We start from the raw sequence: 25,658 nt of genomic DNA, 5'->3' as shown, positions 1-25,658 counted from the left end.
GCCGGACCGCGCTCACACAGGTGGTGTGATGCTGGGTCGACTATCGGCTAGCGGAGCAGATGCTTCACGGCCTGGAAGCATACCAGCGCCACGGCGATGACCGCTGCCCACAGCACCAGCCGCGGCAACGGGCTGGGCGGCAACTGGCGCGGCGGGGTGCGGCGGGCGGCGGGCGCGCGCATGCGCGAATTGGCCTGGAGCCCGCGTGTGTGCCACATCAGGCTGTCTGCGAAGACCTCGGCGACGGGCATCTTCTGCGGCTGGGGCGCACGTGGTGCGGGATTCGAACGCGTACTGCCTGTACCGCCGGAACGCTGCGTGCCCATTTCCTGCTCCCCGAAAATGCATCGCGATGGTTGCCCGGCGGAAGGATGTGCCGACGGTACACAGCAAGGCCGGCCGATCTGCTGCCACCGGTCCGTGCGCGGCACATGTTAAGACAACGCCTCTACCGCCGCCATCGGCAAACGCGCCCCATCCCACACAGCAGCGGCGCGCACGCAACGGTCTGTAACCACGTGTTACGGCCGTGACTAGGAAGACGAGGTCTTGCGCCCGATGGCCATCGCTTCGCGGCGGAACGCGTGGCCCATGTGGTGATAGAACGGATGCGGATTGAACTGGCGCGACAGGAACGACGCCAGTAGCGAGGCCGCCAGCAGGTAGATCGTCAGGTCCTGCGTGCGCGTCATCTCCATGACGATCACGCTGGCGGTAATCGGCGCCTGGGTAGCGGCGGCCAGGAATGCAGCCATCGACACCAGGGCCAGCACGCGCGGTTCCGCCATGCCGCTCATGAAGTGCGTCACGAAATCGGCAACGTTCGCTCCGATGCCCGCACCAATCGCCAGCGCCGGTGTGAAGATGCCACCCGGGATGCCCGCGAAGTACGACACCACCGTGGCGCCGAACTTTGCCAGCCCGAACCACAACGTGCTGTGCGGCTCCCCGTTGATCAGCCCCGATGCCTGCTCGTAGCCCGTGCCGAACGTCGCACCCTTCGTGGCCCAGCCCAGCGCCGCCACGATGATTCCGCAGACGAACGCTACCTGCACGGGCCGATTCGTCGCCCAGCCACGCCATGCCGATGGCACCAGTCCCGGCACGCCGGCGATCAGCAGCTTGGCGAACAGTCCGCCCATCACGCCATTGACCACGGCGCAGAGCAGCACTGGTCCCCACGCATCATGCAGCACCAGCAGCGGCACCTTGACGCTGAAATACGGGTTGTTGCCGAGCACCGCCAGCGACAGGAAGCCCGCGGTCAGCACACCGGACAGCACCAGCCTGTCCCAACGCACCGCCGTGCCGCGTCCCAGTTCCTCGATGGCAAACACCACGCCGGCCAGCGGCGTATTGAACGCGGCGGCCAGTCCGCCCGCCGCACCGGCGGCGATCAACGCGTTCGGATGAAAGCCGATCCGGAACTTCAGTTTCTCCTGAAACCATTGCCCCCAGGCGAGCATGGCCGCCGCGCCCACCTGCACCGAAGGCCCCTCGCGGCCCACCGAGGCACCGGCCAGCAGCGCGCCCGTGGTCAGCAACACCTTCCACATGGCCTGCCGGAACGAGACCAGCACGGTCTGCGCCGGTCCCGCCGGTGGCAGCGTGACCGCCGCAATGACCTGCGGAATACCGCTGCCGCGCGCCTGCGGCGCCAGCCGGATCGTCAGCCAGCGCAGCGCCGCCAGACCGAAAGGCAACAGCACGAAAGCCAACCAAGGCGTAGCCGTAGTCACCCGCGCATTCCAGGCCAGCGACACCTCGGCGATATAGGCGAACACCATCGAGAACAGCGCCACTGCGCCCGCGCCGCACATGAACACGCCATACCGCATCGACATCCGCGAAATCCGCCCCACCTGCCGCGACTTGCGCCGCGCGGCACGGTGCGCGCGTTGACGCAGTTCACGGAGACGGCTGGGAGAAGGCTCGGACTCGGACGACTCCGGAGGCGGCGAAGGCGGCGGCCCCGACGATTCGGACGGAGTTGGCGAATCGGCGCGGTCGGTGGGCTCGGTCATGAGGAAAGTTCGGGGGCGGGACAGAGCACTCGATGATACGCCTCGTCCCCAACCCATCGGGTCACAGCCTCGATTTCGCACGCCCGATCAGACGTCATGAATCGTAAATCTCTGAAATACGTGGCGTGTGCAGGAATCACGTCGCAAATGCCTTGGCTCTCGCTATAAGATCGTTGCCCAGCAAGCCAGTCATCACCGCGCCAGCCATTTCAACACCCGATTTTTTCGAGCGCGACTAGCGAATCGACGCAGTCGCAAATGGCCACCCCCTCCGGACGCATGATGCATTGCCTTGCAAAAAACCCCTGCCTGCTTGTATTCGTATTGCTGTGCGCGCCTTGTGCTTCCGTAGCGCTGGCCGACGAGAAGCGCGACTCGGACTCACCCTTCAAGATTGACGATTTCGCGCCTAAGAAAGGGCGCGCGACGTTCAGCGCAGGTGTTGGCTACACGGCATCTGATTCGAACAGGTTGAATGTCAGCGCCATCGCCGTGCCCATCTCGCACGCGTACTCCATCTTCATTCCAGACGTTTCGCTCGCCAACACCCGCAGCGACTCCTTGTTCACGCGACTTGGCCTGCGGTTGTCGGCCACCGACAGGCTGAACATCAGCGCCGGCCTGAAATTGGATGCGGAAAGGCGACAGTCATTGGATCGTCAGACATCAGGCTCTGAATACAGTGCGGGATGGCGGAACCTCACGATAGGTGCGGACTACCGAATCACCTCGGTGTTCTCGCAGCCCTTCGTGCTCGGTTTTGCGGAAATTGCCGTTGCCGACAACTCGTCGAACGACATCACTTACGGGTCCGCTGCAACTATCGGTATAGGCAGTCATTGGGCGTTCGATCCAGTCATTGCATCGATCACCGCCACGTACAGCTACCTGGGCACGCGAAGCGATAGCGGCACCCGCTACAACCCCGGCGACGTACTGGCTGCCGCAGCTTCATTTGGCGTCGCCATGAATCCTGAAATCACGCTGCGTGCCGGGATGATCCAGAGCTTTCGCGTTGGCGAGACGAACCGGATCGGAAGACAGTCTGGCACCACTTCAACCGCATTCACGCTCGGATACACCCAACGGCTGTCGGCCTCGTTGGTGATGAATATCGACGCACAGGCGGGCGTTGCCGGTAGCGACAGGGCACAACTCTGGACCAACTTCACCTGGCGCCTATAACGCAAAATCCAAAGGAGTCTAGTCAAATGCAAAACGGTTCAATCAGGATCAAACACTGCGCTGCGGTCGGGCTTTGCACTATAGCGATGACCCTCCAAACGACTGCACAGGCAAGCACCACAACAAGACCTACTCCAATAACAACTGAAGACATTGAGTACCTGACCACGATGCTGCCGGACCGGCCTCCTCATTTAGAGTCCATCGACACCAGTGAAATGGACGAAGTCCGGGGCCGCTTTGGGCCGGTGGGCGCAGCCATCGGCGCGATTACAGGCGCGGCGGGATACTTCGGGGAAGCCATCGTATCCGGCCAAGGCTCCACGCAAGGCTTGCTCATCGCAACTGGCGTTGGCGCGGCAACCGGATTCATCATGGGGCCAGCCGGCAATCTGGGCGCAAATGCAATCCTCGGCGGAACCATGGGCTTTTATGGGGGAATGGCAACAGGTCTGCTAGGCCGCGGGTGCTCGGGCTGCCACGCCGATTATTCGAAAAAATCGAAGAACACTTTCCCCTCATTGATTAAGGCGTCGACTCCCAATGCGGTAACCAATGTCGCGATTCCATGATCCTGTCGTGCAGCCTGTACGTTCAGGTCTTCGGTGCGGTCGGCCTGCTTCTTTGTATTGCGTACTTCCGGAAGGTTGCATTTGGCCGTCCGGATATACGCATGACGGTGGTGAGCTTTTCGATAGCACTCGTCGTCGCGCTGTGGGCATGCCGCATTGCGGCGGAACGCCTATGCCCCGTTTGAACCGCATTAGCCGCTTACTGCTTCTGTTGCCATTGGGATGGTGCTATCAGGTTGGCGCCGCGTCGATCAATTATCCGCAGTGGGATATCTGGGAGCCAGTCCCCGTACGCTCGTGGACCGAAATACGCGACACAGGCATCGTCAAGCAACGCTTCGACTATTCTTGCGGCGCGGCGTCGCTGGTCACAGTCCTCAACAAGTATTTTGGTATCGAAGCAAATGAGGCGGACGTTATCGGCCGCATTGGCATAAAGGCCGCTTTTTCCATGACGGATCTGGCCGGTGCCGCGACCTCAATGGGGTTTAGGGCGCACGGCATCGGGCTGGATTACGACGCACTCACGCGCCTGCGCCGCCCTGTCATCGTCTATCTCGACTATTGGGACGACGGACACTTCTCCGTGCTTCGTAAGGCCGACCCGACTGGCGTATGGTTGGCCGATCCCGCATGGGGCAATATCCGCATGCCACGCGCGCGGTTCGAGAAGTTCTGGCTCACCCGCTCCAAGGTCTCCGCACCGGGCAGAATCCTGGCCTTTGTACCCGCAACCGAAACTGCTGTCCGCATCGACGACAGCTTCCTCCTACCGCCCCCAGCATCGGCACCTTTGATCACATTTCCGCCTCCCCACCCTCTTACGGGCTACCGCTGACAGCCTGCCCCCCAAACTTCCCCAGCAAACTTTCAAATCGCAAGCTACACTCCCCTTCATGCATTCACTTGCATTTCAAAAGTAAAAAGAGAGGGGAGACGATGGCACAAACCGACTTTGCCAACATGCCCTGCCCGGTTGCCCGTTCGATGGCGATGCTGGGCGAGCGGTGGGCGATCCTGCTGATGCGCGAGGTCTATTACGGCAGTTCGCGGTTCGACGAATTCGAGAAGCATCTGGGCATTGCGCCGAACATCCTGAGCGCGCGGCTCAAGACGCTGGTGGAGCATGGGTTGCTTGAAAAGGCCCCGGCGCCCGGTGGCGGGGCGCGGCAGGTGTATCGGCTCACGGAGATGGGCCGCGACTTCTTTCCGGTCTATGTGTCGCTGAAAGCCTGGGCAGATCGCTGGATGGCTGACGAGAAAGGTCCGTTGACCGTGCTTGAAGACAAGCGCGATGGCGGCGAGATCGTTGCTGGGCAGTTGACGCGACCCGATGGCAGCACGATCACGGTTGACGATCTGCGCGTGCGTCCTGGCCCCGGTGCCGGCCGGTATCTGCGTGCGCGATTTGGCGATACCGCCGCGCAAGACACCTCCGCGGAGGCCGTCGATGAGCAAGCCTGACGCCATGGCGCTTGGTGGCGTGGTGGCGCCAACCGAAGCGGCTTCCTCTTCCGCGATTGCGCGACGCATTGCCGCGCTGGCCGCGCCCACCAGTCTGGTTGCCTTCCTGCAGGCCGGCGCGCAGCTGATCGAAACCTGGCTGGCAGCGCGGCAAGGTACGTCCGCACTGGCCGGGTGGGCCGTGGTGCTGCCGTTTGCGCTGCTGCTGCAACAGATGTCGACGGGAGCGATGGGCGGCGGCGTGGTGTCCGCCATCGCGCGGGCACTCGGGGCGGGCAAGCGCGAGGATGCCTCGTCGCTGGTCATGCACGCCATGTTCATTGCCGTGACGGCCGGGCTCTTGTTTGCCATCGCGCTCGCTGGCTTTCCGCATCAGATCTTCGGTGCCGTGGCCGGCGCGACGGCTGCGGAGGCTGCTGCCGATTACGCGATCTGGCTGTTCGGGGCCGGTGCGGTGCCCGCGTGGCTCGCCAATACGCTCGCTTCGGTGCTGCGCGGCGGCGGTCGCCATGCGCTGGTGGCGCGGGTGCTGGCCGGGATGTGGATTGTGTTTCCGATCCTGGCGTGGTGGTTCACCGAGCGCCTCGGTATGGGCCTGGCAGGGATCGGCGCGGGGCTGGCAACGGCATCATGGGCGGCAGCGCTGATGATGGCCTGGGTGGTGCTGCGCGGCGGGGCGGGCTTCATGCCGACGCTGCGCGTGAAGCTCTCGGGTGCGCTGTTCTATCGCATCCTGTCGGTCGGGCTGATCGCCTGCGCGCTGGCATCGGTGGCCAATCTGACCACGATCCTCGTCACGGCGCAGTTGCGCCACTACGGCACCGCGACAGTGGCCGCCTACGGCATCTCGGCGCGACTCGAATTCCTGATGATTCCGCTCGCCTTCGGTGTGGGCTCGGCGCTGACGGCGTTGGTCGGTCGCGCCGTCGGCGCTGGCGATTGGCTCACGGCGCGGCGCACTGCGTGGGTGGGCGCGTGGCTCGCCCTGCTGATCGCTGGCAGTGTCGGCGCCGCAGTAGGTCTCGCTCCGGCACAGTTCGCAGGACTGTTCACGCAGGATGCGGAAGTCGCGAGCATCGCCGCGCGTGCACTGTCATGGGTCGGGCCAGCGTTCGGCGGCTTTGGCCTCGGCATGGCGCTGTATTTTGCGTCGATGGGAGCGGGACGGATGCGTTGGCCGATCCTCGCCGGTCTCAGCCGCATCGGGCTGGCAGCAGGCGGCGGCTGGTTGCTCGCCAACGTAGGCGGCATGGGAATTGACGGACACTTCCTCGGCGTCGCGCTCGGCATCACGGCCTATGGGCTTGTGACCGCCATCGGCGTGCGCAAGAGCGAGTGGTCGGCGCGATAGCAAAGAACAAAGGGGAGCGGCGCGATGCCACTCCCCTTCCATCGATTCAACGCTTGATCGTTGAATCGTTCAATCGAACAGCGCGGTCAACCCTGCTACTGCTGCCGGAACATCGTTGGCTTCGGTCACAGCGCGCACCACCGCTGCGCTGCCCACGCCAACGGCGAGCACTTCGCGCATATTGGTCGCGTTCACGCCGCCGATCCCCACCAGCGACGGAATCACCGGTTTCATCAACGCCACGTACGACTGGAAGCGGCCCATGCCCTGCGGCTGGGTGGGCATGATCTTGGTCGTGGTCGGGAAGATGGCGCCCAGCGCCAGATAGCTCGGTGCGATGGCGGCCACGCGCAGCATCTCGGCATAACCGTGCGTGGACACGCCAAGCCGCAAACCCGAGGCGCGAATCGCATCGAGATCGGCCTCGTCCAGGTCTTCCTGGCCGAGGTGGATGCCGTAGATGCCGCTATCGCCGCCACAAGCCGCGTGATGATCGATCGCCACGCGCCAGTGGTCGTTGATGAACAGGCGCGACTTGCCACCCTTGGCCGCATTGGCCGCGCGCACGATCTCGGCCTTGACCGCTGCCGCATCGTCCGACTTGAAGCGCAACTGCACGGTCGGCACGTTCAACGGCACCAGACGCTCGATCCATTCCGCATTTGGCAGCACCACGTACAGGCCCAGTTCAGGACACGGAGCGAAGGGCTGCGGCGGTGCCTCGGGCGATGCCAGCGCGGCGTGGCGCACGCGTGGAAAACGCGCGAACGTCTTCGGCCACTCCGTGGAACCCGTCTGCCAGGCACGCGCGATGCACAGCGCGTCATGCGCCGGGAAGTGTAGCGACAGCGCCGCGCACAGCTTCGCCACGAAGGCCGGCGCGTGCGCGTTGTCATCGTCGGCCTGCACGTCCAGCACCCATGTGCCCATCGGGGAACGTACCGTGTCGATCCAGCGGCCGCCTTCGCGCTCGCTCTCGATCAACACCGCACCAGCCGCCGTGACACGATCGATGGCGTCGGCATCCGCCTCGCCATCGCTCAGCAACACCTCATGCCGGCCCAGCGTCGCCGGCGCATTCGCCAGCGGCCATATCTGCCACGGCGTTGCGTCATGGCCGAACATCACGGCATAGCGCCGCATCAGATCGTCGAACAACGCAGCATCCATCGCTGCCTCCACACCCTGGCGTGTCATGTACGATCCTCCGCGCCTTCGGCGTGCCAGAACGGCATGCCCACCACCGGCGTGCTGGCCTGTGCCACCTCACGCTCGGGCATCGGGCCGGCCAGATAGGCGGTGCGGCCCGCATCCACGGCCAGCGCGAACGCGCGCGCCATGTTCACCGGATATGCGGCCTGTGCCACGGCGGTATTGAGCAACACGCCGTCGTAGCCCCACTCCAGCACCTGCGCTGCGTGCGACGGCAGGCCGAGGCCCGCATCGACGATCAGTGGCGTGTCTGGCAGGCGGTCGCGCAGCGTGCGCATTGCGTGCGGATTCACCGCGCCTCGCCCCGTGCCGATCGGCGCAGCCCACGGCATCAACGCCTGGCAACCCACGTCGAGCAGGCGGCGGCACAACACCAGATCCTCGGTGCAGTACGGCAGTACCTTGAAGCCTTCCTTGATCAGCGTCTCGGCCACGGCGGGCATGTTGAGCGTGTCCGGCTGCAGCGTGTAATCGTCGCCAATCAGTTCGAGCTTGATCCAGTCGGTCTCGAACACCTCGCGCGCCATCATCGCCGTGGTGATCACCTCTTGCGCGGTGAAGCAACCAGCGGTGTTCGGCAGCACCGGCACGCCCAGCGTGCGCAGCATCTGCCAGAACGTATCGCCACCCAGCGTCTGGCCGTCGCCGCTGCCCACGGCAGTCTGGCGGCGCAGCGCCACGGTGATCATCGCGGGGCGCGATACTTCCACAGCCGCCTGCAGCGTGGCCGGCGACGGGTAGCGCGCGGTGCCCAGCAGCAGGCGTGAAGCAAACGATTCCCCGTACAGCACGAACGGATCGCGCAGGGTTTCAGTCGGTTCGAATGTCATGGGAACTAGCCTCCCGTCACGGGTTGCACGAGGTCGATCTTGTCGCCCGCGCTCAGCGTCCGGGCCGCATGCGCGGCGCGCGGGACAAATTCGCCGTTCACCGCAGCGGCGAACGGCGGCGCGATGGCTGCCGCACTGACCGCGTCCGCCAGCGTGGCGGTATCGGGCAGGTCCAGTGGCTGGCCATTGAGCAGGATATTCATGGTCGGTTTCAGATTAATGCAGCATGCCGGTGCCGATGTCTGCGAGCGCGCCCGATGCCAGCGACGCCACCTCTCGCACGGGCTGGATCATACCCGGCCAGCGCAGGGCGTCCGGCACCGCATGCGCGGCAGGATCATCTTCCAGCATCGCACGCACCACGTGGCAGGCGGCCTCGGTCACCGCCGGCGCAATCAGCCAGCCATGGCGATACAGCCCGTTCACGCGCACCACGCGCGTGGCCTGGTCCACGCGGATGGCGGGCAGGTGATCGGGCCGTGTCGGGCGACGTTGCACATTGAGTTCGAGCACGCGCGCCTCGCCAAACGCAGGATGCAGCGAGTGCGCCGCAGAGAGCAGCTCCAGCGCGGAGCGCACGCTCATCGGCGATTCGTCCTCGCTTTCGATTTCGGTGGCGCCAATCACGTACAGGTCGTTCGGCTTCGGCGCGATATAGATGGGATAACGCGGATGCAGCAGGCGCACGGGGCGATGCAGCTTCACATCGGGCGCATGCACCCGCACCACTTCGCCACGCAGGCCGCGCAGGCCCGGCAGCGCGCGTCCGTTCTCGTCTTCGGGTTCGGCCCATGCCGTGCGCGCGCCGAGTCCCCGGCAATCGAGCACCACATTGGCCCGGATGCCGAGCGCCGGCAGCGAACTGGCTTCCACTTCGCCCGCCTCCCAGATGCAATGCAGACCTTCCGAGATGGCACACGCCAGCAGCGCGCGCATCGCGCCGCGGTTGTCGAGCTGGCCTTCGCCCTGCAGCAGCAGACCCTGCCCGAAGCGTCCGGCGAGTTCCGGTTCCACATCGGCCACGCCTTTGCCATCGAGTGCGCGCAGTCGCTGCTGCACCAGCTCGGGCGGCGCCACGGCGCGCATGCGATTGGTGAAGAGGGACACTTCGCTGCGGTCCCGCGCATGCCATACCACCAGCGTGCCGTCCTCCTGGAAGAACACGGGTTCGGGCAATTCCTTGAGCCAGGTGCGCCAGAGATCGACGCTGGCGATGCCGAGATCGACGATGCGCCGTTCCGCGATGGCGGATTCCGCCAGCGGTGCGAGCATGGCCGCGGCCACGTGTGCGGCAGAGCCGCTGCCGTCGGGGCCGCCACGCTCGATCAGCGCCACGCGGACGCCCGCGCGCACCAGATGCCAGGCGGACAACCGCCCGGCCAGGCCGGCGCCGAGTACGGCAACATCGAAGGACTGTACTGCTGTCATGGGCTTGTATGCCGGCGGCGTTGGCAAGAAGGTTGCGCCGGCCGGCCTCCGGTTGGGTGAATGCCGCCGCGCCGCGTGGGGGCGCCGCGCGCGGAACTCGGGTACTGCGGGCGCGCGTCTTGCGATACGCGCCCTTGCTACACAACAACCACGCTGGCTTACGAGTAGATCTTCGAACCCGTCTTCACGAACTCGATCGACTTTTCTTCCATGCCGCGCTGCGCTTCCGGCAACGACGCCGCGTAGTCGCGCACCTCCTGCGTGATCTTCATCGAGCAGAACTTCGGTCCGCACATCGAGCAGAAGTGAGCGATCTTGGCACCTTCGGCCGGCAGCGTGGCATCGTGGAACGAACGGGCGCGCTCGGGGTCGAGGCCCAGGTTGAACTGGTCTTCCCAGCGGAACTCGAAGCGAGCCTTGGACAGCGCATTATCCCGCAACTGTGCACCGGGCCAGCCCTTGGCCAGGTCGGCGGCGTGTGCGGCGATCTTGTACGTGATGATGCCTTCGCGCACGTCTTCCTTGTCCGGCAGGCCCAGGTGTTCCTTCGGCGTGACGTAGCACAGCATGGCCGTACCCATCCAGCCGATGTTGGCGGCGCCGATGCCGCTGGTGATGTGGTCGTAGCCCGGCGCGATGTCCGTGACCAGCGGTCCCAGCGTGTAGAACGGTGCCTCGTAGCAGTGCTTCAGTTCTTCATCCATGTTGGCCTGGATGCGCTGCAGCGGTACGTGGCCCGGACCTTCGATCATGACCTGCACGTCGTGCTCCCACGCCTTGGCGGTCAGTTCGCCCAGCGTGCGCAGTTCGCCGAACTGGGCATCGTCGTTCGAATCCGCGATGCAACCCGGACGCAGGCCATCACCGAGGCTGAACGACACGTCGTACGCCTTCATGATTTCGCAGATCTCGTCGAAGTGCGTGTACAGGAAGTTTTCCTTGTGATGCGCCAGGCACCACTTGGCCATGATCGAGCCGCCGCGCGACACGATGCCCGTCACGCGATCCGCCGTCATCGGCACGTAGCGCAGCAGCACGCCTGCGTGGATCGTGAAGTAGTCCACGCCCTGCTCCGCCTGCTCGATCAGCGTGTCGCGGAACATTTCCCAGGTCAGGTCCTCGGCGATGCCGCCGGTCTTGTCCAGCGCCTGGTAGATCGGCACCGTGCCGATGGGCACCGGCGAGTTACGCAGGATCCATTCGCGCGTCTCATGAATGTGCTTGCCCGTGGACAGGTCCATGATGGTGTCGGCGCCCCAGCGGATCGACCACACCATCTTTTCCACTTCCTCGGCCAGCGACGACGTCACCGCCGAATTGCCCAGGTTGCCGTTGATCTTCACGCGGAAGTTGCGGCCGATGGCCATCGGCTCCAGTTCCGTGTGGTTGATGTTGGCGGGAATGATGGCGCGGCCAGCGGCCACTTCACGGCGCACGAACTCCGGCGTCATGTCTTCCGGACGCATCGGCAGCGAGGCACCCAGCGGGTTGCCCGGATGCTGGCGCAGCAGCGCCTTGTACTCGGGCTTGTCGTACAGCGCCTGCATGTTCAGCGATTCGCGCAGCGCCACGTATTCCATCTCGGGCGTGATGATGCCGCGGCGTGCGTAATGCATCTGCGACACGTTCGCGCCGGCCTTGGCACGGCGCGGGTTCGTCAGTTGCGCAAAACGCAGGTGGGCGGTGGCCGGATCGTTGGCGCGCGCCAGGCCGTATTCCGACGACAGGCCCGACAGGACCTCGGTGTCGCCGCGCTCGGCAATCCACTGCTCGCGCACGGCGGGCAGGCCGGACTTCAGGTCGATATGGATGTCCGGGTCGCTGTACGGGCCCGAGGTGTCGTAGACGGGAATCGGCGGATTCCCCATCTCGCCCTTGTCGGTGCGCGTGGCGGTCTGCAGGATCGTGCGCATCGGCACGCGGATATCGGGGCGGCTGCCGGGGATATAGGTCTTGCTGGAAGCCGGGTAGGCGAACTTCTGGTCGAGATCGCTTTCGAGCGATTCAAACGAAGCGGCAGGGGCGGTACGGGCCATGAGTGTCGTCCTCTCTTTGCGGGGATGGACGAAACCAGGAGCCCTGTGAGCCCGCAACGCGCGGCATGGCCGGCGGCGGCGTCCCGTTGCGGAATGTCCGCGGGACAGGAGACTTTCGGTTCTTCGTGAAACTTCCCACGCCGGTACTAGCCGGATCGGGTTCGAAGGGACTCTCTCAGCCGCCCGGCCCATCCGGACGGCACCCCTGTTTCATCCAACGGGGTGAATTTAAGCACAACGCCCTGCCCCGCGCCACCCAAAATTCGGTCGCAGCTGTCGTGCGTGCAAGTATCGAACGCCCATGCTGCGCTGCACGATGCATGGCGAGTGCCCGATGATGCGCGAACGGGGGCCGTGCATCGGGGCACCCTCGATATGGCGAACGCGCGAGTTGCCGTACCATGGCCCGCAGCAGGTTACCCATACACCCATCGCAGCAATCAGACTGTGCCAGGAGATGTCATGACCGCCACATCCGCCGCAGGGATCGAAGATTTCAACGACGCGCAGACCCACCGCGTGACCAACCAGGTTCCCGATCTCGCCCACTACAACCTGTTCGAGTCCGATCCCGGCCTGCGCGCCGCGCTCGACAGGCTGGGCGGCAACTGGCACGCCGACGCGCTGTCCACCTATGGAACACGGCTTGGCGATCCGGAGGTGCAAGCCTGGGCAGCCGATGCCAATCGTTTCACCCCTGAACTGCACACGCACAGCCGCACCGGCGAGCGCATCGATCAGGTCACGTTCCATCCCGCCTGGCACCAGTTGCTGACGCTGCTGCGCAGCCAGCAGTTGCAGGCGCTGCCGTTTGCACAACCGCGCGCCGGTGTATGGGCAGCGCGCACCGCTGGCTACTTCCTCCAGGCGCAGGTCGAATCCGGTTCGCTGTGCCCCACCACGATGACGCTGGCGAGCATTCCGGTACTCGCCAAGGAACCCGCGCTGTTTGCCGATCTCGAATCGCGTCTCTATACGACGGAGCACGACGCGCGCGACCTGCCGTGGCGCGACAAGTCCGCCGTGATGATCGGCATGGGCATGACCGAGAAACAGGGCGGCTCCGATGTGCGCGCCAACGCTACCGTGGCCGTGCCGGTGCGTGGCGAGGGGCGCGGCGCCGAATATGCGCTGACCGGTCACAAGTGGTTTTTCTCGGCGCCGATGTGCGATGCGCACCTCGTGGTGGCGCGCATGGGCGCAGCAGACGGGCCGTTGTCGTGTTTCTTCGTGCCACGCTGGCGCGACGACGGCAGCAAGAATCCCCTCCTGATCCAGCGCCTCAAGGACAAGCTTGGCAATCGTTCGAACTCCAGCAGCGAAGTGGAATTCCGGGGCGCCACCGGCATCCTGATTGGCGAGGAAGGACGCGGCATCCCCACCATCATCGAGATGGCCACCAACACGCGGCTCGACTGCGTGATCGGCAGCGCGGCGCTGTTGCGCGCGGGGCTGGTGCAGGCGCTTCATCATGCGCGTCATCGCATGGCCTTTGGCAGGTTGCTGGCGGATCAGCCGCTGATGCGCAACGTGCTGGCCGATCTCGCGCTCGAATCCGATGCCGCCACCCAAATGATGATGGCGCTGGCCAACGCCTTCGAACACGCCGACGACGACCCCCTGGCTGCTGCATGGAAGCGCGTGATGACACCCGCCGCCAAGTTCTGGATCTGCAAGCGCGCGCTCGAAGCCACTGGCGAAGCGATGGAGGTCTGGGGCGGCAACGGCTATGTGGAAGAAGGCCCGATGGCAAGGCTGTATCGCGAGGCGCCGGTCAACTCGATCTGGGAAGGCTCGGGCAACATCATGTGCCTCGACGTGCTGCGCGCCCTGCAACGTACACCCAACGATGGTGCGCTGATCCTGCAGGATCTTGCGCGGCTCTCGAACGGTCACGCTGCCGTGCGCGCCGAACTCGCTTCGCTGCAGGCCATGCTGCGCGCACCCGCCGATACGCTCGAAGCCAGCGCGCGACGTTTCGCGCAAGGACTCGTGCTCACCGCACAGGCGGCATTGATGATCGCGCATGGCGATGCCGAGAGTGCCGAGGTCTTTATCGCCAGCCGACTGGGACGTCAGCATGGTCGCGTGTTTGGCACGTTGGATGCCGATATCGGCACATTGCAACGTCTTGTCGATCGCACCTGGCCGGCATAGGCGGAGAGATTGAAGGGAGAGGATGGCGAACATCGCACAGGGCTTTGCTGCATTGCGGGATTGATACCTCAAATGAGTGAACCCTGTGCCGTAAACGTTGTGGCGACGGGCTGTCTGCCCGCTGCGAAAACCAAGTCGTCACAACGGGACGGTCCGCGCCAAGTAACGTGTGCCGCCAAAGCCTCTCATGAATATCAGCAAACGCCTGCTTCTCACGTTCTCCCTGTCATTATTTGCGCTTCTCTTTGTCGGCCTTGGCGGTATCTGGCAGATGAAGAAATCCGAAGAGCGCTTCGAATACTTCAACGACAACACGCTCACCAGCGTGCGCGACCTCAACAATGTCAGTGGTGCGCTCAATACCGTGCGTGTGGCGCTGTATCGCCACGCCATGAGCGACGACGCCGGCGCCAAGACCGAAGCCGAAGCCCTGTTCGAACGCGGCAACAAGCGCTTTGACGACCTGGTCGCCAAATACGAGCGCAACAATATCTCCGACCCCACGGACCGCAAGCTGCTCGAAGCAGACCGCGATGCGATGAAGCGCTATCGCGAATCCACCGTGGCGTACCTTGAACGCTCGCGCGCCAACGACTTTGCCGCCACGCAGAAGATGATCACGTCCGGCGACCTCAACGTGGCATCCAACGCCGTACGCAAGGCGCTCGACGAACATCTGGAATACAACACGAAGCTCGGTGAGCAAGCCGTGGCGCACAACAAGGCCCAGTACGATGCCTCCGTGCGCCTGTTCTGGATTGTGATCGTGCTGGCTACCGCCGTGACCGCGTTCCTCGCGTATTCGCTTTTCCAGCGCATCCGCACCAGCCTCGCGGAAATTCAGGGCACGCTGGAACACGTCAGCCAGTCGCTCGACCTCGATCACCGCGCGCCCGTGGATCGCCTCGATGAAATCGGCCTGACGGCACGCTCGTTCAACACGCTGATCGAGCGCGTGGGCGGCACGCTGCGCGAAGTGCGCCGCTCCACCGACTCGGTGAGTGTGGCCGCCGCGCAGATTGCAGCAGGCAACGTCGATCTCTCGTCGCGCACCGAAGAGCAGGCCGCATCGCTGGAGGAAACCGCATCGAGCATGGAGCAGCTCACGGCCACGGTGCGCCAGAACGCCGAGAACGCCCGTCAGGCTTCTTCGCTGGCCTCGAACGCCGCGCTGGTGGCCGACGAAGGCAACCAGGTGGTGCAGCAGATGGTGGATACGATGGGCGCGATCAGCGGCAGCTCGAACCGCATCGCCGACATCACCAACCTGATCGAAGGCATCGCATTCCAGACCAACATCCTGGCGCTGAACGCTGCCGTGGAAGCTGCGCGCGCAGGCGAGCAGGGTCGCGGATTTGCGGTGGTGGCAGGCGAAGTGCGCAGCCTCGCGCAACGCTCGTCTAGCGCGGCCAAGGAGATCAAGGAGTTGATCGAAGCATCGGTAGACACCGTGCGCACCGGCTCCGCGCAGGCGCATGGCGTAGGCAACACGATGAACGAGATCCGCCAGGCCGTGAAACGCGTCTCGGACATCATCGCCGAGATCTCCGCCGCATCGCAGGAACAAAGCGCCGGCATCGAACAAGTCGGTCACGCCGTGGGGCAGATGGATCAGGTCACGCAGCAGAACGCCGCACTCGTGGAAGAAGCCGCCGCGGCCGCGCAGTCGCTGGACGAACAGGCCGGGAAGTTGAGAGAGATGGTGGGGCAGTTTCAGATGCGGGGTTGAAACTCGCATCAACTACTCGCGGTTTGCTCCCCTCTCCCGCGCGCGGGAGAGGGGCGGGGGAGAGGGCAAGCCGTTCAAATTGCCCACATCGGCAAGCAGAACCTCCGACCCTCTCCCCCAACCCCTCTCCCGCACAGCGGGAGAGGGGAGAACACACCATCGGGAGACGAACCGTGCTACCCCGCCACTGCCGCCTCTCTAATCCGCAACGTCACATGTGGCGCGAACCGGATCAGATCATGCGCACGTTCCCCGATCATGATGGCAGGCGCATTTGTATTGCCGCCGATCAGCGTCGGCATGATCGACGCGTCCACCACGCGCAAACCCTCCACGCCGCGCACGCGCAACTGCGGGTCCACCACGGCCATCGCATCCATGCCCATGCGGCAAGTGCCCACCGGGTGGTAGATCGTATCCGCGTGCCGCCGGATCAGATCGCTCGCCGCCGCCCTTCCCTCTTCATGCAACGCCCGTCCGCCGAACACGGCCAGCGGCGGTTGCGCCAGAATCTCCTGCACGATGCGCAGCCCAGCCAGCAGATCCTCCATGTCTTGCGGATCGGACAGGTAGCGCGGATCGATCAACGGCGCGTCGCGCATGTCCGGCGACGCCAGCCGCACCTCGCCACGGCTGCGTGGCCGCAGCAGGCAGACGTGGCACGAATAGCCATGGCCCGCGCGCAGCCGCCGCATGTGGTCGTCGGCCATGCCCACCACGAAGTGCAACTGAAGGTCCGGCTCGGGCAAGCCCTGCCGGCTACGCACAAATGCGCCCGCTTCGGCAAAGTTCGAGGACATCATGCCACTGCGGTCGCGCCGATAGCGCAACGTCTCGCCAATCAGCCGCCGCACGCCACCGAACGACAAGCCGAATAGCTCCGCCACCGCCACGCGCCGATGCACGGCGATATCGACATGGTCCTGCAGGTTCGCGCCCACGCCGGCCAGGTCGTTCACGACGGCAATGCCGTGTTCGCGCAGATGCGCAGCGGGTCCCACGCCCGATGCCATCAGCAACTGGGGCGAGCCAAAGGCACCCGCCGAGACGATGACCTCGCGGCGCGCGTGCAGCACCACCTCCTGGCCATCGCGCCAGACCAGCACGCCCACTGCTCGTCGCCCTTCGAACAGGATGCGCAGCACCTGCGTATCGGTCATCACATGGAGATGCGGGCGCCCGCCGTTGCTGCGACGATCGCGTGCATTGCCACCATGCAGATAAGCGCGTGCGGCATTCCATCGCTCGCCGTTGTGCTGCGTAACCTGATACCAGCCCACGCCCTCCTGTTCCTCGCCATTGAAATCATCATTGCGCACGATGCCCGCATGCTGCGCGGCGTCGATGAAATGCTGGACGAATGGATTGGGCGAACGCAGGTCGCTCACATGGAGGGGACCTGTACCGCCGTGCAGCGGATCGTCGTCATGGCCGGCCACGCGCTCGTTGCACTCGGCGCGGCGGAAGTACGGCAGCACGTCGTCCCCGACCAGCCATCGCAGCCGTTGGCAGCCCAGCCATCGTAATCGGCGGGGCGTCCGCGCGTGTAGATCATCGCGTTGATCGACGAACTGCCGCCCAGCCCACGCCCCCGGGGCTGATAGCCGCGCCGGCCGTCGAGTCCGGTTTGCGGCACGGTCTGAAAGCCGTAGTTGCGCGCCCCGGCGCGCGGCAGCATGGCGGCGAGTCCGGCAGGTGTGCGGACCAGCACATGATGGTCGTGTCCGCCGGCCTCAAGCAGCGCGATGGTGTCGCTGCCGCTGTCGGCCAGCCGTCCCGCCAGCGCGCAGCCGGCCGATCCAGCCCCTACGACGAGATAGTCAAAGGTCGTTTCCATCCGTATCCCCGTCACGCCACGGCGCACGCCAGCCGCGAAAATCCAGTGTAGGCGCTGCCATCCGGCTGGTGAAGCAGTGCAACCCCGCATCGGCGTGCTGCCCCACCCAATGCCACCCAACGCCTGGCCCGGGGCGTTTGGGAGAAGTCCTCCATTGATATAACGGGCGGGCTGGCTTATGGTGCCCGATGGCCCATGGACAAGACGCCACGGACTCACGATTCCAGGAAGGAGACAGCGCCAATGAGAGAAGTCCCCGCCATGTCGACGGTGTTCGACGCCATGCGCGCTGCCTCGCGCCACGACCAGACGCCGTCATGGGACATCCGCGCAGACCGGCTGCGACGGCTCAAGCGGCTGGTGCGCGACAACCACGAAGCCATTGCCGCGGCGATCAGTGCCGATTTCACGAATCGTCCCCGTCAGGAAACCGCGCTGCTGGAGGTATTCCCGAGCCTGGCCGGCATCGACGATGCGCTGCGCCACGGCAAGCGCTGGATGCGCGTGCGTCGCGTGAAGACCGGGCTCTGGTTCCTGCCAGCCAAATCGCGGTTGATGCCGCAACCACTCGGCGTGGTCGGGATCGTCGTGCCGTGGAACTATCCGCTCTACCTGGCGATCGGTCCGCTGGCCGGCGCCCTCGTGGCTGGCAACCGGGCGATGATCAAGTTATCGGAGTTCACGCCGCGGTTTTCCGAGTTGTTCGCGAAACTGGTGCAGACCACCTTTGCGCCGGACGAGGTGACTGTCGTCAACGGCGATGCACAGGTAGCCGCTGCGTTCAGCGCGCTGCCGTTCGATCATCTGCTGTTCACGGGTTCGACCAACGTCGGCCACCACGTGATGAAAGCCGCCGCCGCCAACCTGACACCGGTGACGCTGGAACTGGGCGGCAAATCGCCCGCCATCATCGGGCCGGGTGCCGATTTCGAGCGGGCGGTCGAGCGCATCCTGGTCGGCAAGCTGCTCAACGCCGGCCAGACCTGCATCGCGCCTGACTACGTGCTCGTGCCGGCTGACCAGCAGGAGCGCTTTGTCGAAGCCGCGCGCCGCTGCGTGGCCCGGCTCTATCCCGACATCGCACGCAACCCCGACTTCACGAGCATCATCAGCCCGCGCCATTTTGCGCGCCTGGCCGAGATGATCGAGTCCGCCTCCCGCTCCGGCGCGCGCGTCGTGCCGCTGACCGACGCCGCGCCCGATGCTGCCGCGCGCCGCCTGCCGCCCGTGCTGCTGACCGATGTGCCCGTCGATACCCAGGCGATGCAGGAGGAGATTTTTGGGCCGATCCTGCCCGTGGTGACGTACCGCAACATCGACGACGCCATCGGCTTCGTGAACGCCCGCCCGCGCCCGCTGGCGCTGTATGTATTCGACAAGAACGGCGATGTGGTGGACCACGTGATGCGCCAGACTGTGGCCGGCGGCGTGACCGTCAACGACACGCTCTTCCATATCGCCCAGGACAACCTGCCGTTCGGCGGCGTCGGCCCCAGCGGCATGGGCGCGTATCACGGGCAGGCTGGATTCGAGACGTTCTCGAAGATCAAGCCGGTGTTTTATCAGGCGGGATTGAATGGCGCAGGGCTGTTGAAGGCGCCGTATGGAAAGCGGTTTGAATCAATGGTGAAGATGTTGATGGGGTAAGCGCTTCGCTCTTCCCCATTGTTTGCTCCCCTCTCCCGCCTTGCGGGAGAGGGGAGTAAAAACCAAGCGAGAGGGGAGTAAAAACCGGGCGGGATAGCAAAGACTCAAGCCTCCACCATCTGCCTCCCCAGCATCCGCGACAACACCGCCTCCGGCGAATGCGTGCGATCCCCGATTGCTGCCGGGTCCAGATAGATCGTCTGTTCCATCATCGCCTTGCCGCGCATCGCCGCGTGCAGCAACTGATCGCTGAACACGATCCACGTGGCGCCCGGCGGGAAATGGAATTCCTGCTGCGGCACGGACTTCTGGTAGTCGAGATCGGCCTTGGCCAGATCGTGCAGCTGCAGCATGCGATGGTCGTACTCGCTGCGCGTGCGCTTGGTAATGTGCAACGTCTTCATGAGCCATGCCTGGCCCGGCCACATGCCATGCGTCTTCGGCACGAAATGCTTCGCGAAATCGCCAAACGGCTCACCCACTCGCCACACGCGCGGGGCTTCGCGATCGATGTTATGGAACACGCGCAGCAGGCGCTTGCCGAGCATCGGATTGGACGGGAACGAATCCACGTGCAGCCGCGTATCGTCCTTGCGCCAGCTCACGGGCCGGCCGGCGATCTCGCTCGGGCGCAGCGACGTGCCCGCACGTGTCATGTGTCCCGCGTATTCGGGAAACAGCGCGTGGATCAGTGCTTCGCTGGATTCCGCATAGCGGCGGATCAGGTTGTACAGATCGGTCAGGTCCTGTTCGGTGCCTGCCGCGCCGCGCACCGCCGTCTCGTTGGCGCGCAGGTTGATGTTCTTCGACTTGCCATCCGAGTAGCGCGGATCGAGAAAGCGTTCCTCGCCCGGCGTGAACTTGAAATCGAGATTCGGGAAATACAGCACGGCGCCCTGCTCCAGCTCGCGGCGCAGCGTCGCACGCGTTTCCGGCGACACCTCGGGCGACCACTCGGTATAGGGCTGGGTACGGATCAGGTCCAGGGACATGGCAATTCCGCTTGATCGGTTTCTCTTGGGATGGCCGGATTCTAACTCGCCTGACGCCCCACCAACATGTGATGCGAGACCAACAAAAAACCCCGCGCGATCCGCAAGGACCGGCGGGGTTCTTTCATGGGGCCGGAGCCCGGAGACTTACAGGCCGGCGGCAGCGCGCAGGATGGCGGCCTTGTCGGTCGCTTCCCACGAGAATTCCGGCTCTTCGCGGCCAAAGTGGCCGTAGGCAGCGGTCTTCTCGTAGATCGGGCGCAGCAGGTCCAGCATCTGGACGATGCCCTTCGGACGCAGGTCGAAGTGTTCCTGCACCAGTTCGGCAATCTTCTCGTCGGAGATCTTGCCGGTGCCTTCCGTGTACACGGTCACGTTGATCGGACGCGCCACGCCGATGGCGTAGCTGACCTGCACCTGACACTGGCGCGCAATGCCCGCGGCCACGATGTTCTTGGCCACATAGCGTGCAGCGTAGGCCGCCGAGCGGTCCACCTTCGACGGGTCCTTGCCCGAGAACGCGCCGCCGCCGTGCGGCGAAGCACCACCGTACGTATCGACGATGATCTTGCGGCCGGTCAGACCGCAATCGCCTTGCGGGCCGCCAATCACGAAACGGCCGGTCGGGTTCACCAGGAACTTGGTTTCCTTGAGCATCTCGGCCGGCAGCACCGGCTTGATGATTTCCTCGATCACGGCTTCGCGGATCTGGGCTTGCGTGACGTCCGGGTGATGCTGGGTCGACAGCACCACGGTGTCCACGCTGTGCGGACGGCCGTCCACGTAGCGCACCGTCACTTGCGACTTGGCATCCGGACGCAGCCAGGGCAGGCGGCCGTCACGGCGCAGTTGCGACTGGCGCTCGACCAGGCGGTGCGAGTAATAGATCGGGAACGGCATCAGTTCCGGGGTCTCGTCGCAGGCGTAGCCGAACATCAGGCCCTGGTCGCCAGCACCCTGGTTCAGGTAGTCGTCCGAGGCGCGATCCACGCCCTGGGCGATGTCCGGGGATTGCTTGTCATAGGCCACCAGCACGGCGCAGCCCTTGTAGTCGATGCCGTAGTCGGTGTTGTCGTAGCCGATGCGCTTGATGGTGTCGCGTGCGACCTGGATGTAGTCGACGTTCGCAGTCGTGGTGATTTCACCCGCCAGCACGACCAGACCGGTGTTGCAAAGCGTCTCGGCAGCCACACGCGAATACTTGTCCTGAGCCAGGATGGCGTCCAGGATGGCGTCCGAAATCTGGTCGGCTACTTTATCGGGATGGCCTTCGGAGACAGATTCCGAAGTAAAGAGGAAATCGTTCGACACGATCTAGGTTCTCCAGGTTGGCTATGTGGCTATTGCGCGCCACCCTGAAAACCGTGCGGCGACGCTTTAGCGGTATTTAGGCCACTCTTATCGAGCGGTATCGCCCCGCAAGTTGTCAGTTAACTCGGCGATGGGCGGTATTATACGCCGCGACCGGGGATGCTGCATCGGGTCCAATCGAGCAAGCAGGCGCCCATACCGGACGTTATTCGGCTCGATTCAGGGCTGAAGTTTGGCAGCGCCCTGCCGATCACGCGACGTGATGTACGAGACGATTACACAAGATTCATCCCGGGATCGATTTCCCCTTTCTCCCTCATGACCTTTATCTTCTGGCTCATTTCCCGCTTGCCCCTGCGCGTCCTGCACGCCATTGGCGGCGCGCTGGGACTGCTGGCGGCCCGGCTCCCCGGCCGCTATGGGCGGCGGCTCGTGGAGAACTTCCGCCACGCCTACCCCGACGCCACCGATGCCATGATCGCGGAGGCCGCGCGCCATACTGGCCGCCTCATCGTCGAGATGCCGTATTTCTGGAGCCGCAAGTCGATCACCGTGCGGACCGATTGCTTCGACGATCACCTCTGGCCCGAGATGGACCGGCTCCAGAGTCAGGGCAACGGCCTGATTCTCACCACGCCGCACCTGGGCTGTTTCGAGATCCTGCCGCTCTCGCACGCCCGGCTCCGTCCCATTACCTGCCTGTTCAAGCCGCCGCACCAGCCCTGGCTGCGCGAGTTTGTCGAACGCATGCGCACCCGGCCCAACCTGGCCATGGCGCCCGCCACTCCGCGCGGCGTGCGCATGCTGGTCAAGGCGCTCAAGCGCGGCGAGGCCCTCGGCATTCTTCCCGATCAGGTACCGAGTGGTGGTGAGGGCACCTGGGCGCCGTTCTATGGCAAGCCGGCTTATTCGATGACGCTGGTCCATCGTTTGCAGCAACTGACCGGCGCACCGGTGGTCATGATCTATGCGCAACGGCTGCCGCACGGGCAGGGTTATCGCGGCCATGTGCGCGTGCTCGGCGACAACGGCAGGCTGCCCGACGACCCCGCCGCCGCATCGGCCACGATCAACGCCGCCATCGAAGACTTGATCAAGATCGATCCGACCCAGTACCTGTGGGGCTATAACCGCTACAAGCAACCAGGTGGCGCCGAACCGCCACCGGCAACGATGGCCTCCGCGCCAGTTTCGCCCGACACCACGACCCAAAATCATTGATGAGCCGCATATTTACCTCGCTCGGTATCGGTCTGCTGACCTTGCTGGGCAAGCTTCCGTATTCCTTTGTCGCCCGTTTCGGCGAGGCGCTGGGCAGCCTGCTGTACCGGATTCCCAGTTCGCGCCGCGAGGTCGTACGCGCCAACCTGCGCCTGTGCTTTCCGGAAAAATCTGCTGCGGAAATCGAAGCCATGTCGCACGAAACCTTCCGCAAGGTGTTTCGCAGCCTGGCCGAAGGCGGCATTTTCTGGACGTGCGGAGAGGACAAGATGCGCCGCCTCGTGCAGATCGACGATCAGGCCAACCTTCCCGCGCTCGACGGCACGCCGCACATTCTTGTCACGCCGCATCTATCCGGCCTCGAAGCCGGTGCCATCCGCCTGACGATGCATCTGCGCGACACTGTGGGCCGCTCGGGTGCCTCGCTGTACACGGTGCAGAAGAACGAACTGTTCGACAACTTCCTCAAGGTCGCGCGGGGGCGCTTTGGCGCCAACATGATTTCGCGCAATGACAGCGCGCGTAGCATCCTGCGCGTGCTCAAGCAAGGCGAGGCGCTTCAACTGATCTCCGACATGGATTTCGGCCCGCGCGACTCCGAATTCATCCCGTTTTTCGGCGCGCCGGCGCTGACGCTGACCGTGGTATCACGCCTGGCCCGCGCCTCCGGCGCACAGGTGGTGCCGATCTACACGGAGCAGTTGCCCGACTACAAGGGCTATGTGCTGCACATTCTGCCGGCCTGGGACAACTATCCCGGCGAGAGCGTCACGGAAGATACGCGCCGCATGAACCAGTTCTTCGAGGACGCGATCCGCCCGCGTGTGGCGGATTACTACTGGGTGCACAAACGCTTCAAGCACCGGCCGCCCGGCGAACCTGACATCTACTGATTACAATGCCGAGCATGAAACTCCAGTTCACCAAAATGCATGGCGCCGGCAACGATTTCATCGTGCTGGACGGCATCCACCAGAAGCTCGACCTGACCGACGCCCAGTGGCGTGCGCTGGCCAGCCGGCATTTCGGCATCGGCGCGGACCAGATCCTGATCGTCGAGAAATCCGAGCGCGACGATGTCGATTTCCGCTACCGCATCTTCAATAACGATGGCGGCGAGGTGGAGCACTGCGGCAACGGCGCGCGCTGCTTCGTGCGATTTGTCAGCGAGAAGGGCATGACCGACAAGCGCACGGTGCGCGTGGAAGTCATGAACGGCATCATCACGCTGACGCTGCAGGATGACGGCCAGGTGACCGTGGACATGGGCGCGCCCGAACTGACGCCTGCCCGCGTGCCGTTCGTGCCAGCCGGCCTGCCCACGCGCACCGAGGGCAGCGACACGCTCTACGGCCTGGAGGTCAACGGCCGTACGGCATGGATCTCCGCCGTATCGATGGGCAATCCGCATGCGGTGCAGGTCGTCGAGGATGTGGAACAGTTCCCGGTGCTGCAGGATGGCCCCGTGATCGAGCATCACAAGACCTTCCCGAATCGCGTCAATGCCGGCTTCATGCAGATCGTGAACCGCCAGACCATCCGGCTGCGCGTATTCGAACGCGGCGCCGGTGAAACGCTGGCCTGCGGCACCGGCGCCTGCGCGGCGGTGGTGGCGGGCATCCATCGTGGCCTGCTCGACTCTCCGGTCAAGGTCCATACGCATGGCGGCGACCTGACCATCGCCTGGGATGGCGTGGGCCAGCCGGTGCAGATGACTGGTCCGGCCACGACGGTATTCGAAGGGTCTATTGACCTGGCCATGCTGCCTGCCTGACCATGAGGGCTTGCCTCCCGCACGGTCCGGGAGGTCATGAGGAACGCGGGGCCGCCCGGCCCCGTTCTCGGAGAGCCCATGAATCTGGACGATTTCCGCATTACCTCCGGCAAGTCTTTCAAGCTGGAATCCTTCGATCCCAAGTCCAAGCCACTCTCTGGCAGCACCAAGGCCATCGACCAGGCGCGTGTAACCGAAATCTCGGACTGGCTCGACAAGCAGCAGGACATCTTCTACGCCGAGCACTCGCGCAAGCTGCTGGTCATCCTTCAAGGCATGGATACCAGTGGCAAGGATGGCACCGTGCGCGGTGTCTTCCGCAGCTTCGATCCGCTCGGGCTACGCGTGGTCAGCTTCAAGGCGCCGACTGCCGAGGAACTGGCGCGCGACTACCTGTGGCGCGTGCATGCGCAGGTGCCGCGCAAGGGCGAAATCGTCGTCTTCAACCGCAGCCATTACGAGGACGTGCTGATCACGCGCGTGCACGGCTGGATCGACGATGCCGAATGCGCGCGGCGCTATCAGCAGATCCGCGCGTTCGAGCAGATGCTCACGGAGACCGGCACGACCATCGTCAAGTGCTTTCTCCACATATCGAAGGACGAGCAGAAGGATCGGTTGGAGCAGCGTATCGGCGATCCGCAGAAGCACTGGAAATTCGACGCGCAGGACCTGGCCGAACGCAAGTTCTGGAATGAGTACCAGCGCGTCTATGAAGCGGCCATCGCCGCCACGGCCACGCCCGCCAATCCGTGGTACATCGTGCCGGCCAATTCCAAGACGCACCGTAACCTGATGGTGGCAGAGATCCTGCGCGCGGTCTTCGCCCAGCTCAAGCCGGAGTATCCGCCGCCGAAGCCGGAACTGGCCAAGCTCGTGGTGGAGTAA

The 25,658-nt window shown here is 64.5% G+C and carries 22 protein-coding genes, 1 pseudogene and 1 riboswitch; of the genes and pseudogenes, 12 read left to right on the top strand and 11 right to left on the bottom strand.

Annotated features, from left to right (window positions below):
* Positions 1 to 47: 47 nt before the first annotated feature.
* Both GA566_RS00990 and GA566_RS00985 read right to left on the bottom strand, forming a co-directional pair.
* A complete protein-coding gene (locus GA566_RS00990; protein WP_160471236.1) occupies positions 48 to 326 on the bottom strand; it encodes a hypothetical protein in 279 nt (92 codons plus the stop codon).
* A 207-nt stretch (positions 327 to 533) separates the two neighbouring features.
* Positions 534 to 2,024 carry a chloride channel protein gene (locus GA566_RS00985; protein ID WP_160471234.1) on the bottom strand — a complete coding sequence of 497 codons (1,491 nt, stop codon included), beginning with the start codon at positions 2,022 to 2,024 and terminating at the stop codon, positions 534 to 536.
* 258 nt (positions 2,025 to 2,282) lie between these two features.
* Between GA566_RS00985 and GA566_RS00980 the strand changes: the two genes are divergently transcribed.
* The 5 genes from GA566_RS00980 (at position 2,283) to GA566_RS00960 (ending at position 6,596) form a co-directional block, all read left to right on the top strand.
* Positions 2,283 to 3,209: a hypothetical protein gene (locus tag GA566_RS00980; RefSeq protein ID WP_160471233.1), complete on the top strand. Its 927-nt coding sequence runs from the start codon at positions 2,283 to 2,285 to the stop codon at positions 3,207 to 3,209.
* Positions 3,210 to 3,235: 26 nt separating this feature from the next.
* A complete protein-coding gene (locus GA566_RS00975; RefSeq protein ID WP_137923541.1) occupies positions 3,236 to 3,781 on the top strand; it encodes a hypothetical protein in 546 nt (181 codons plus the stop codon).
* 172 nt (positions 3,782 to 3,953) lie between these two features.
* Positions 3,954 to 4,619 carry a C39 family peptidase gene (locus tag GA566_RS00970; protein ID WP_160471231.1) on the top strand — a complete coding sequence of 222 codons (666 nt, stop codon included), beginning with the start codon at positions 3,954 to 3,956 and terminating at the stop codon, positions 4,617 to 4,619.
* A gap of 101 nt (positions 4,620 to 4,720) precedes the next feature.
* Positions 4,721 to 5,245 (top strand): helix-turn-helix domain-containing protein, encoded by a 525-nt coding sequence (locus GA566_RS00965; protein WP_137923543.1) that lies wholly within the window; start codon positions 4,721 to 4,723, stop codon positions 5,243 to 5,245.
* Positions 5,246 to 5,249: 4 nt separating this feature from the next.
* A complete protein-coding gene (locus GA566_RS00960; protein WP_370459296.1) occupies positions 5,250 to 6,596 on the top strand; it encodes an MATE family efflux transporter in 1,347 nt (448 codons plus the stop codon).
* 69 nt (positions 6,597 to 6,665) lie between these two features.
* Here GA566_RS00960 and GA566_RS00955 read toward each other — a convergent pair whose 3' ends face one another.
* From GA566_RS00955 to thiC, 5 genes are all read right to left on the bottom strand, one after another.
* The gene (locus tag GA566_RS00955; RefSeq protein ID WP_160471227.1) at positions 6,666 to 7,793 is read right to left on the bottom strand and encodes a thiamine phosphate synthase; all 1,128 of its coding nucleotides are present in this window, start codon (positions 7,791 to 7,793) and stop codon (positions 6,666 to 6,668) included.
* Entirely contained in the window at positions 7,790 to 8,638 is an 849-nt protein-coding gene (locus tag GA566_RS00950; RefSeq protein ID WP_137923546.1) for a thiazole synthase, read from the bottom strand. Before GA566_RS00950 ends, GA566_RS00955 begins: the two co-directional genes overlap by 4 nt.
* 5 nt (positions 8,639 to 8,643) lie before the next feature.
* Positions 8,644 to 8,841, bottom strand: a complete 198-nt coding sequence (thiS, locus tag GA566_RS00945) for a sulfur carrier protein ThiS (protein WP_137923547.1) — start codon at positions 8,839 to 8,841, stop codon at positions 8,644 to 8,646.
* A 13-nt stretch (positions 8,842 to 8,854) separates the two neighbouring features.
* On the bottom strand, positions 8,855 to 10,066 hold the full coding sequence (locus tag GA566_RS00940; RefSeq protein WP_137923548.1) for an FAD-dependent oxidoreductase: 1,212 nt from the start codon (positions 10,064 to 10,066) through the stop codon (positions 8,855 to 8,857).
* A gap of 158 nt (positions 10,067 to 10,224) precedes the next feature.
* Entirely contained in the window at positions 10,225 to 12,102 is a 1,878-nt protein-coding gene (gene thiC, locus GA566_RS00935) for a phosphomethylpyrimidine synthase ThiC (RefSeq protein WP_160471225.1), read from the bottom strand.
* 115 nt (positions 12,103 to 12,217) lie between these two features.
* Positions 12,218 to 12,319, bottom strand: a riboswitch (TPP riboswitch).
* Positions 12,320 to 12,564: 245 nt separating this feature from the next.
* Between thiC and GA566_RS00930 the strand changes: the two genes are divergently transcribed.
* Both GA566_RS00930 and GA566_RS00925 read left to right on the top strand, forming a co-directional pair.
* On the top strand, positions 12,565 to 14,259 hold the full coding sequence (locus GA566_RS00930; protein ID WP_160471223.1) for an acyl-CoA dehydrogenase family protein: 1,695 nt from the start codon (positions 12,565 to 12,567) through the stop codon (positions 14,257 to 14,259).
* 187 nt (positions 14,260 to 14,446) lie between these two features.
* Positions 14,447 to 15,988 (top strand): methyl-accepting chemotaxis protein, encoded by a 1,542-nt coding sequence (locus tag GA566_RS00925; RefSeq protein ID WP_160471221.1) that lies wholly within the window; start codon positions 14,447 to 14,449, stop codon positions 15,986 to 15,988.
* A 176-nt stretch (positions 15,989 to 16,164) separates the two neighbouring features.
* On the opposite strand, the gene GA566_RS33170 is transcribed toward GA566_RS00925, so the two are convergent.
* Positions 16,165 to 16,590: a GMC oxidoreductase gene (locus GA566_RS33170; RefSeq protein ID WP_237380230.1), complete on the bottom strand. Its 426-nt coding sequence runs from the start codon at positions 16,588 to 16,590 to the stop codon at positions 16,165 to 16,167.
* 372 nt (positions 16,591 to 16,962) lie between these two features.
* Positions 16,963 to 17,825 (bottom strand): annotated as a pseudogene (locus tag GA566_RS33165) (GMC family oxidoreductase); the annotation flags it as partial.
* 243 nt (positions 17,826 to 18,068) lie between these two features.
* Between GA566_RS33165 and GA566_RS00915 the strand changes: the two are divergent.
* On the top strand, positions 18,069 to 19,472 hold the full coding sequence (locus tag GA566_RS00915; RefSeq protein ID WP_160471219.1) for a coniferyl aldehyde dehydrogenase: 1,404 nt from the start codon (positions 18,069 to 18,071) through the stop codon (positions 19,470 to 19,472).
* 104 nt (positions 19,473 to 19,576) lie between these two features.
* On the opposite strand, the gene GA566_RS00910 is transcribed toward GA566_RS00915, so the two are convergent.
* Both GA566_RS00910 and metK read right to left on the bottom strand, forming a co-directional pair.
* Entirely contained in the window at positions 19,577 to 20,464 is an 888-nt protein-coding gene (locus GA566_RS00910) for a Kdo hydroxylase family protein (protein WP_171020315.1), read from the bottom strand.
* A 147-nt stretch (positions 20,465 to 20,611) separates the two neighbouring features.
* Positions 20,612 to 21,775, bottom strand: a complete 1,164-nt coding sequence (metK, locus tag GA566_RS00905; protein ID WP_137923555.1) for a methionine adenosyltransferase — start codon at positions 21,773 to 21,775, stop codon at positions 20,612 to 20,614.
* Between the two features lie 318 nt (positions 21,776 to 22,093).
* Between metK and GA566_RS00900 the strand changes: the two genes are divergently transcribed.
* The 4 genes from GA566_RS00900 to GA566_RS00885 all read left to right on the top strand — a co-directional run bounded on the left by GA566_RS00900 (position 22,094) and on the right by GA566_RS00885 (position 25,658).
* Positions 22,094 to 22,996 carry a lysophospholipid acyltransferase family protein gene (locus GA566_RS00900; RefSeq protein ID WP_137923556.1) on the top strand — a complete coding sequence of 301 codons (903 nt, stop codon included), beginning with the start codon at positions 22,094 to 22,096 and terminating at the stop codon, positions 22,994 to 22,996.
* On the top strand, positions 22,996 to 23,889 hold the full coding sequence (locus GA566_RS00895; protein ID WP_237380003.1) for a lipid A biosynthesis lauroyl acyltransferase: 894 nt from the start codon (positions 22,996 to 22,998) through the stop codon (positions 23,887 to 23,889). The genes GA566_RS00900 and GA566_RS00895 overlap by 1 nt, the downstream gene beginning before the upstream one ends.
* A 14-nt stretch (positions 23,890 to 23,903) precedes the next feature.
* Entirely contained in the window at positions 23,904 to 24,770 is an 867-nt protein-coding gene (gene dapF / locus GA566_RS00890) for a diaminopimelate epimerase (RefSeq protein WP_137923558.1), read from the top strand.
* A gap of 78 nt (positions 24,771 to 24,848) precedes the next feature.
* Positions 24,849 to 25,658, top strand: coding sequence for a PPK2 family polyphosphate kinase (locus GA566_RS00885; protein ID WP_160471217.1), 810 nt, complete (start codon positions 24,849 to 24,851; stop codon positions 25,656 to 25,658).

Origin of the sequence: Cupriavidus sp. SW-Y-13 (assembly GCF_009793345.1) — a bacterium.
Taxonomy (GTDB): Bacteria; Pseudomonadota; Gammaproteobacteria; order Burkholderiales; family Burkholderiaceae; genus Cupriavidus.
This window is presented reverse-complemented; position numbering and strand designations above follow the sequence as displayed.

Coding starts and splice junctions, on each gene's coding strand:
- GA566_RS00990 (WP_160471236.1), bottom strand. CDS start 326: ATGGGCACGCAGCGTTCCGGCGGTACAGGCAGTACGCGTTCGAATCCC.
- GA566_RS00985 (WP_160471234.1), bottom strand. CDS start 2,024: ATGACCGAGCCCACCGACCGCGCCGATTCGCCAACTCCGTCCGAATCG.
- GA566_RS00980 (WP_160471233.1), top strand. CDS start 2,283: ATGGCCACCCCCTCCGGACGCATGATGCATTGCCTTGCAAAAAACCCC.
- GA566_RS00975 (WP_137923541.1), top strand. CDS start 3,236: ATGCAAAACGGTTCAATCAGGATCAAACACTGCGCTGCGGTCGGGCTT.
- GA566_RS00970 (WP_160471231.1), top strand. CDS start 3,954: ATGCCCCGTTTGAACCGCATTAGCCGCTTACTGCTTCTGTTGCCATTG.
- GA566_RS00965 (WP_137923543.1), top strand. CDS start 4,721: ATGGCACAAACCGACTTTGCCAACATGCCCTGCCCGGTTGCCCGTTCG.
- GA566_RS00960 (WP_370459296.1), top strand. CDS start 5,250: ATGGCGCTTGGTGGCGTGGTGGCGCCAACCGAAGCGGCTTCCTCTTCC.
- GA566_RS00955 (WP_160471227.1), bottom strand. CDS start 7,793: ATGACACGCCAGGGTGTGGAGGCAGCGATGGATGCTGCGTTGTTCGAC.
- GA566_RS00950 (WP_137923546.1), bottom strand. CDS start 8,638: ATGACATTCGAACCGACTGAAACCCTGCGCGATCCGTTCGTGCTGTAC.
- thiS (WP_137923547.1), bottom strand. CDS start 8,841: ATGAATATCCTGCTCAATGGCCAGCCACTGGACCTGCCCGATACCGCC.
- GA566_RS00940 (WP_137923548.1), bottom strand. CDS start 10,066: ATGACAGCAGTACAGTCCTTCGATGTTGCCGTACTCGGCGCCGGCCTG.
- thiC (WP_160471225.1), bottom strand. CDS start 12,102: ATGGCCCGTACCGCCCCTGCCGCTTCGTTTGAATCGCTCGAAAGCGAT.
- GA566_RS00930 (WP_160471223.1), top strand. CDS start 12,565: ATGACCGCCACATCCGCCGCAGGGATCGAAGATTTCAACGACGCGCAG.
- GA566_RS00925 (WP_160471221.1), top strand. CDS start 14,447: ATGAATATCAGCAAACGCCTGCTTCTCACGTTCTCCCTGTCATTATTT.
- GA566_RS33170 (WP_237380230.1), bottom strand. CDS start 16,590: ATGCGCGACGCGCCGTTGATCGATCCGCGCTACCTGTCCGATCCGCAA.
- GA566_RS00915 (WP_160471219.1), top strand. CDS start 18,069: ATGAGAGAAGTCCCCGCCATGTCGACGGTGTTCGACGCCATGCGCGCT.
- GA566_RS00910 (WP_171020315.1), bottom strand. CDS start 20,464: ATGTCCCTGGACCTGATCCGTACCCAGCCCTATACCGAGTGGTCGCCC.
- GA566_RS00900 (WP_137923556.1), top strand. CDS start 22,094: ATGACCTTTATCTTCTGGCTCATTTCCCGCTTGCCCCTGCGCGTCCTG.
- GA566_RS00895 (WP_237380003.1), top strand. CDS start 22,996: ATGAGCCGCATATTTACCTCGCTCGGTATCGGTCTGCTGACCTTGCTG.
- dapF (WP_137923558.1), top strand. CDS start 23,904: ATGAAACTCCAGTTCACCAAAATGCATGGCGCCGGCAACGATTTCATC.
- GA566_RS00885 (WP_160471217.1), top strand. CDS start 24,849: ATGAATCTGGACGATTTCCGCATTACCTCCGGCAAGTCTTTCAAGCTG.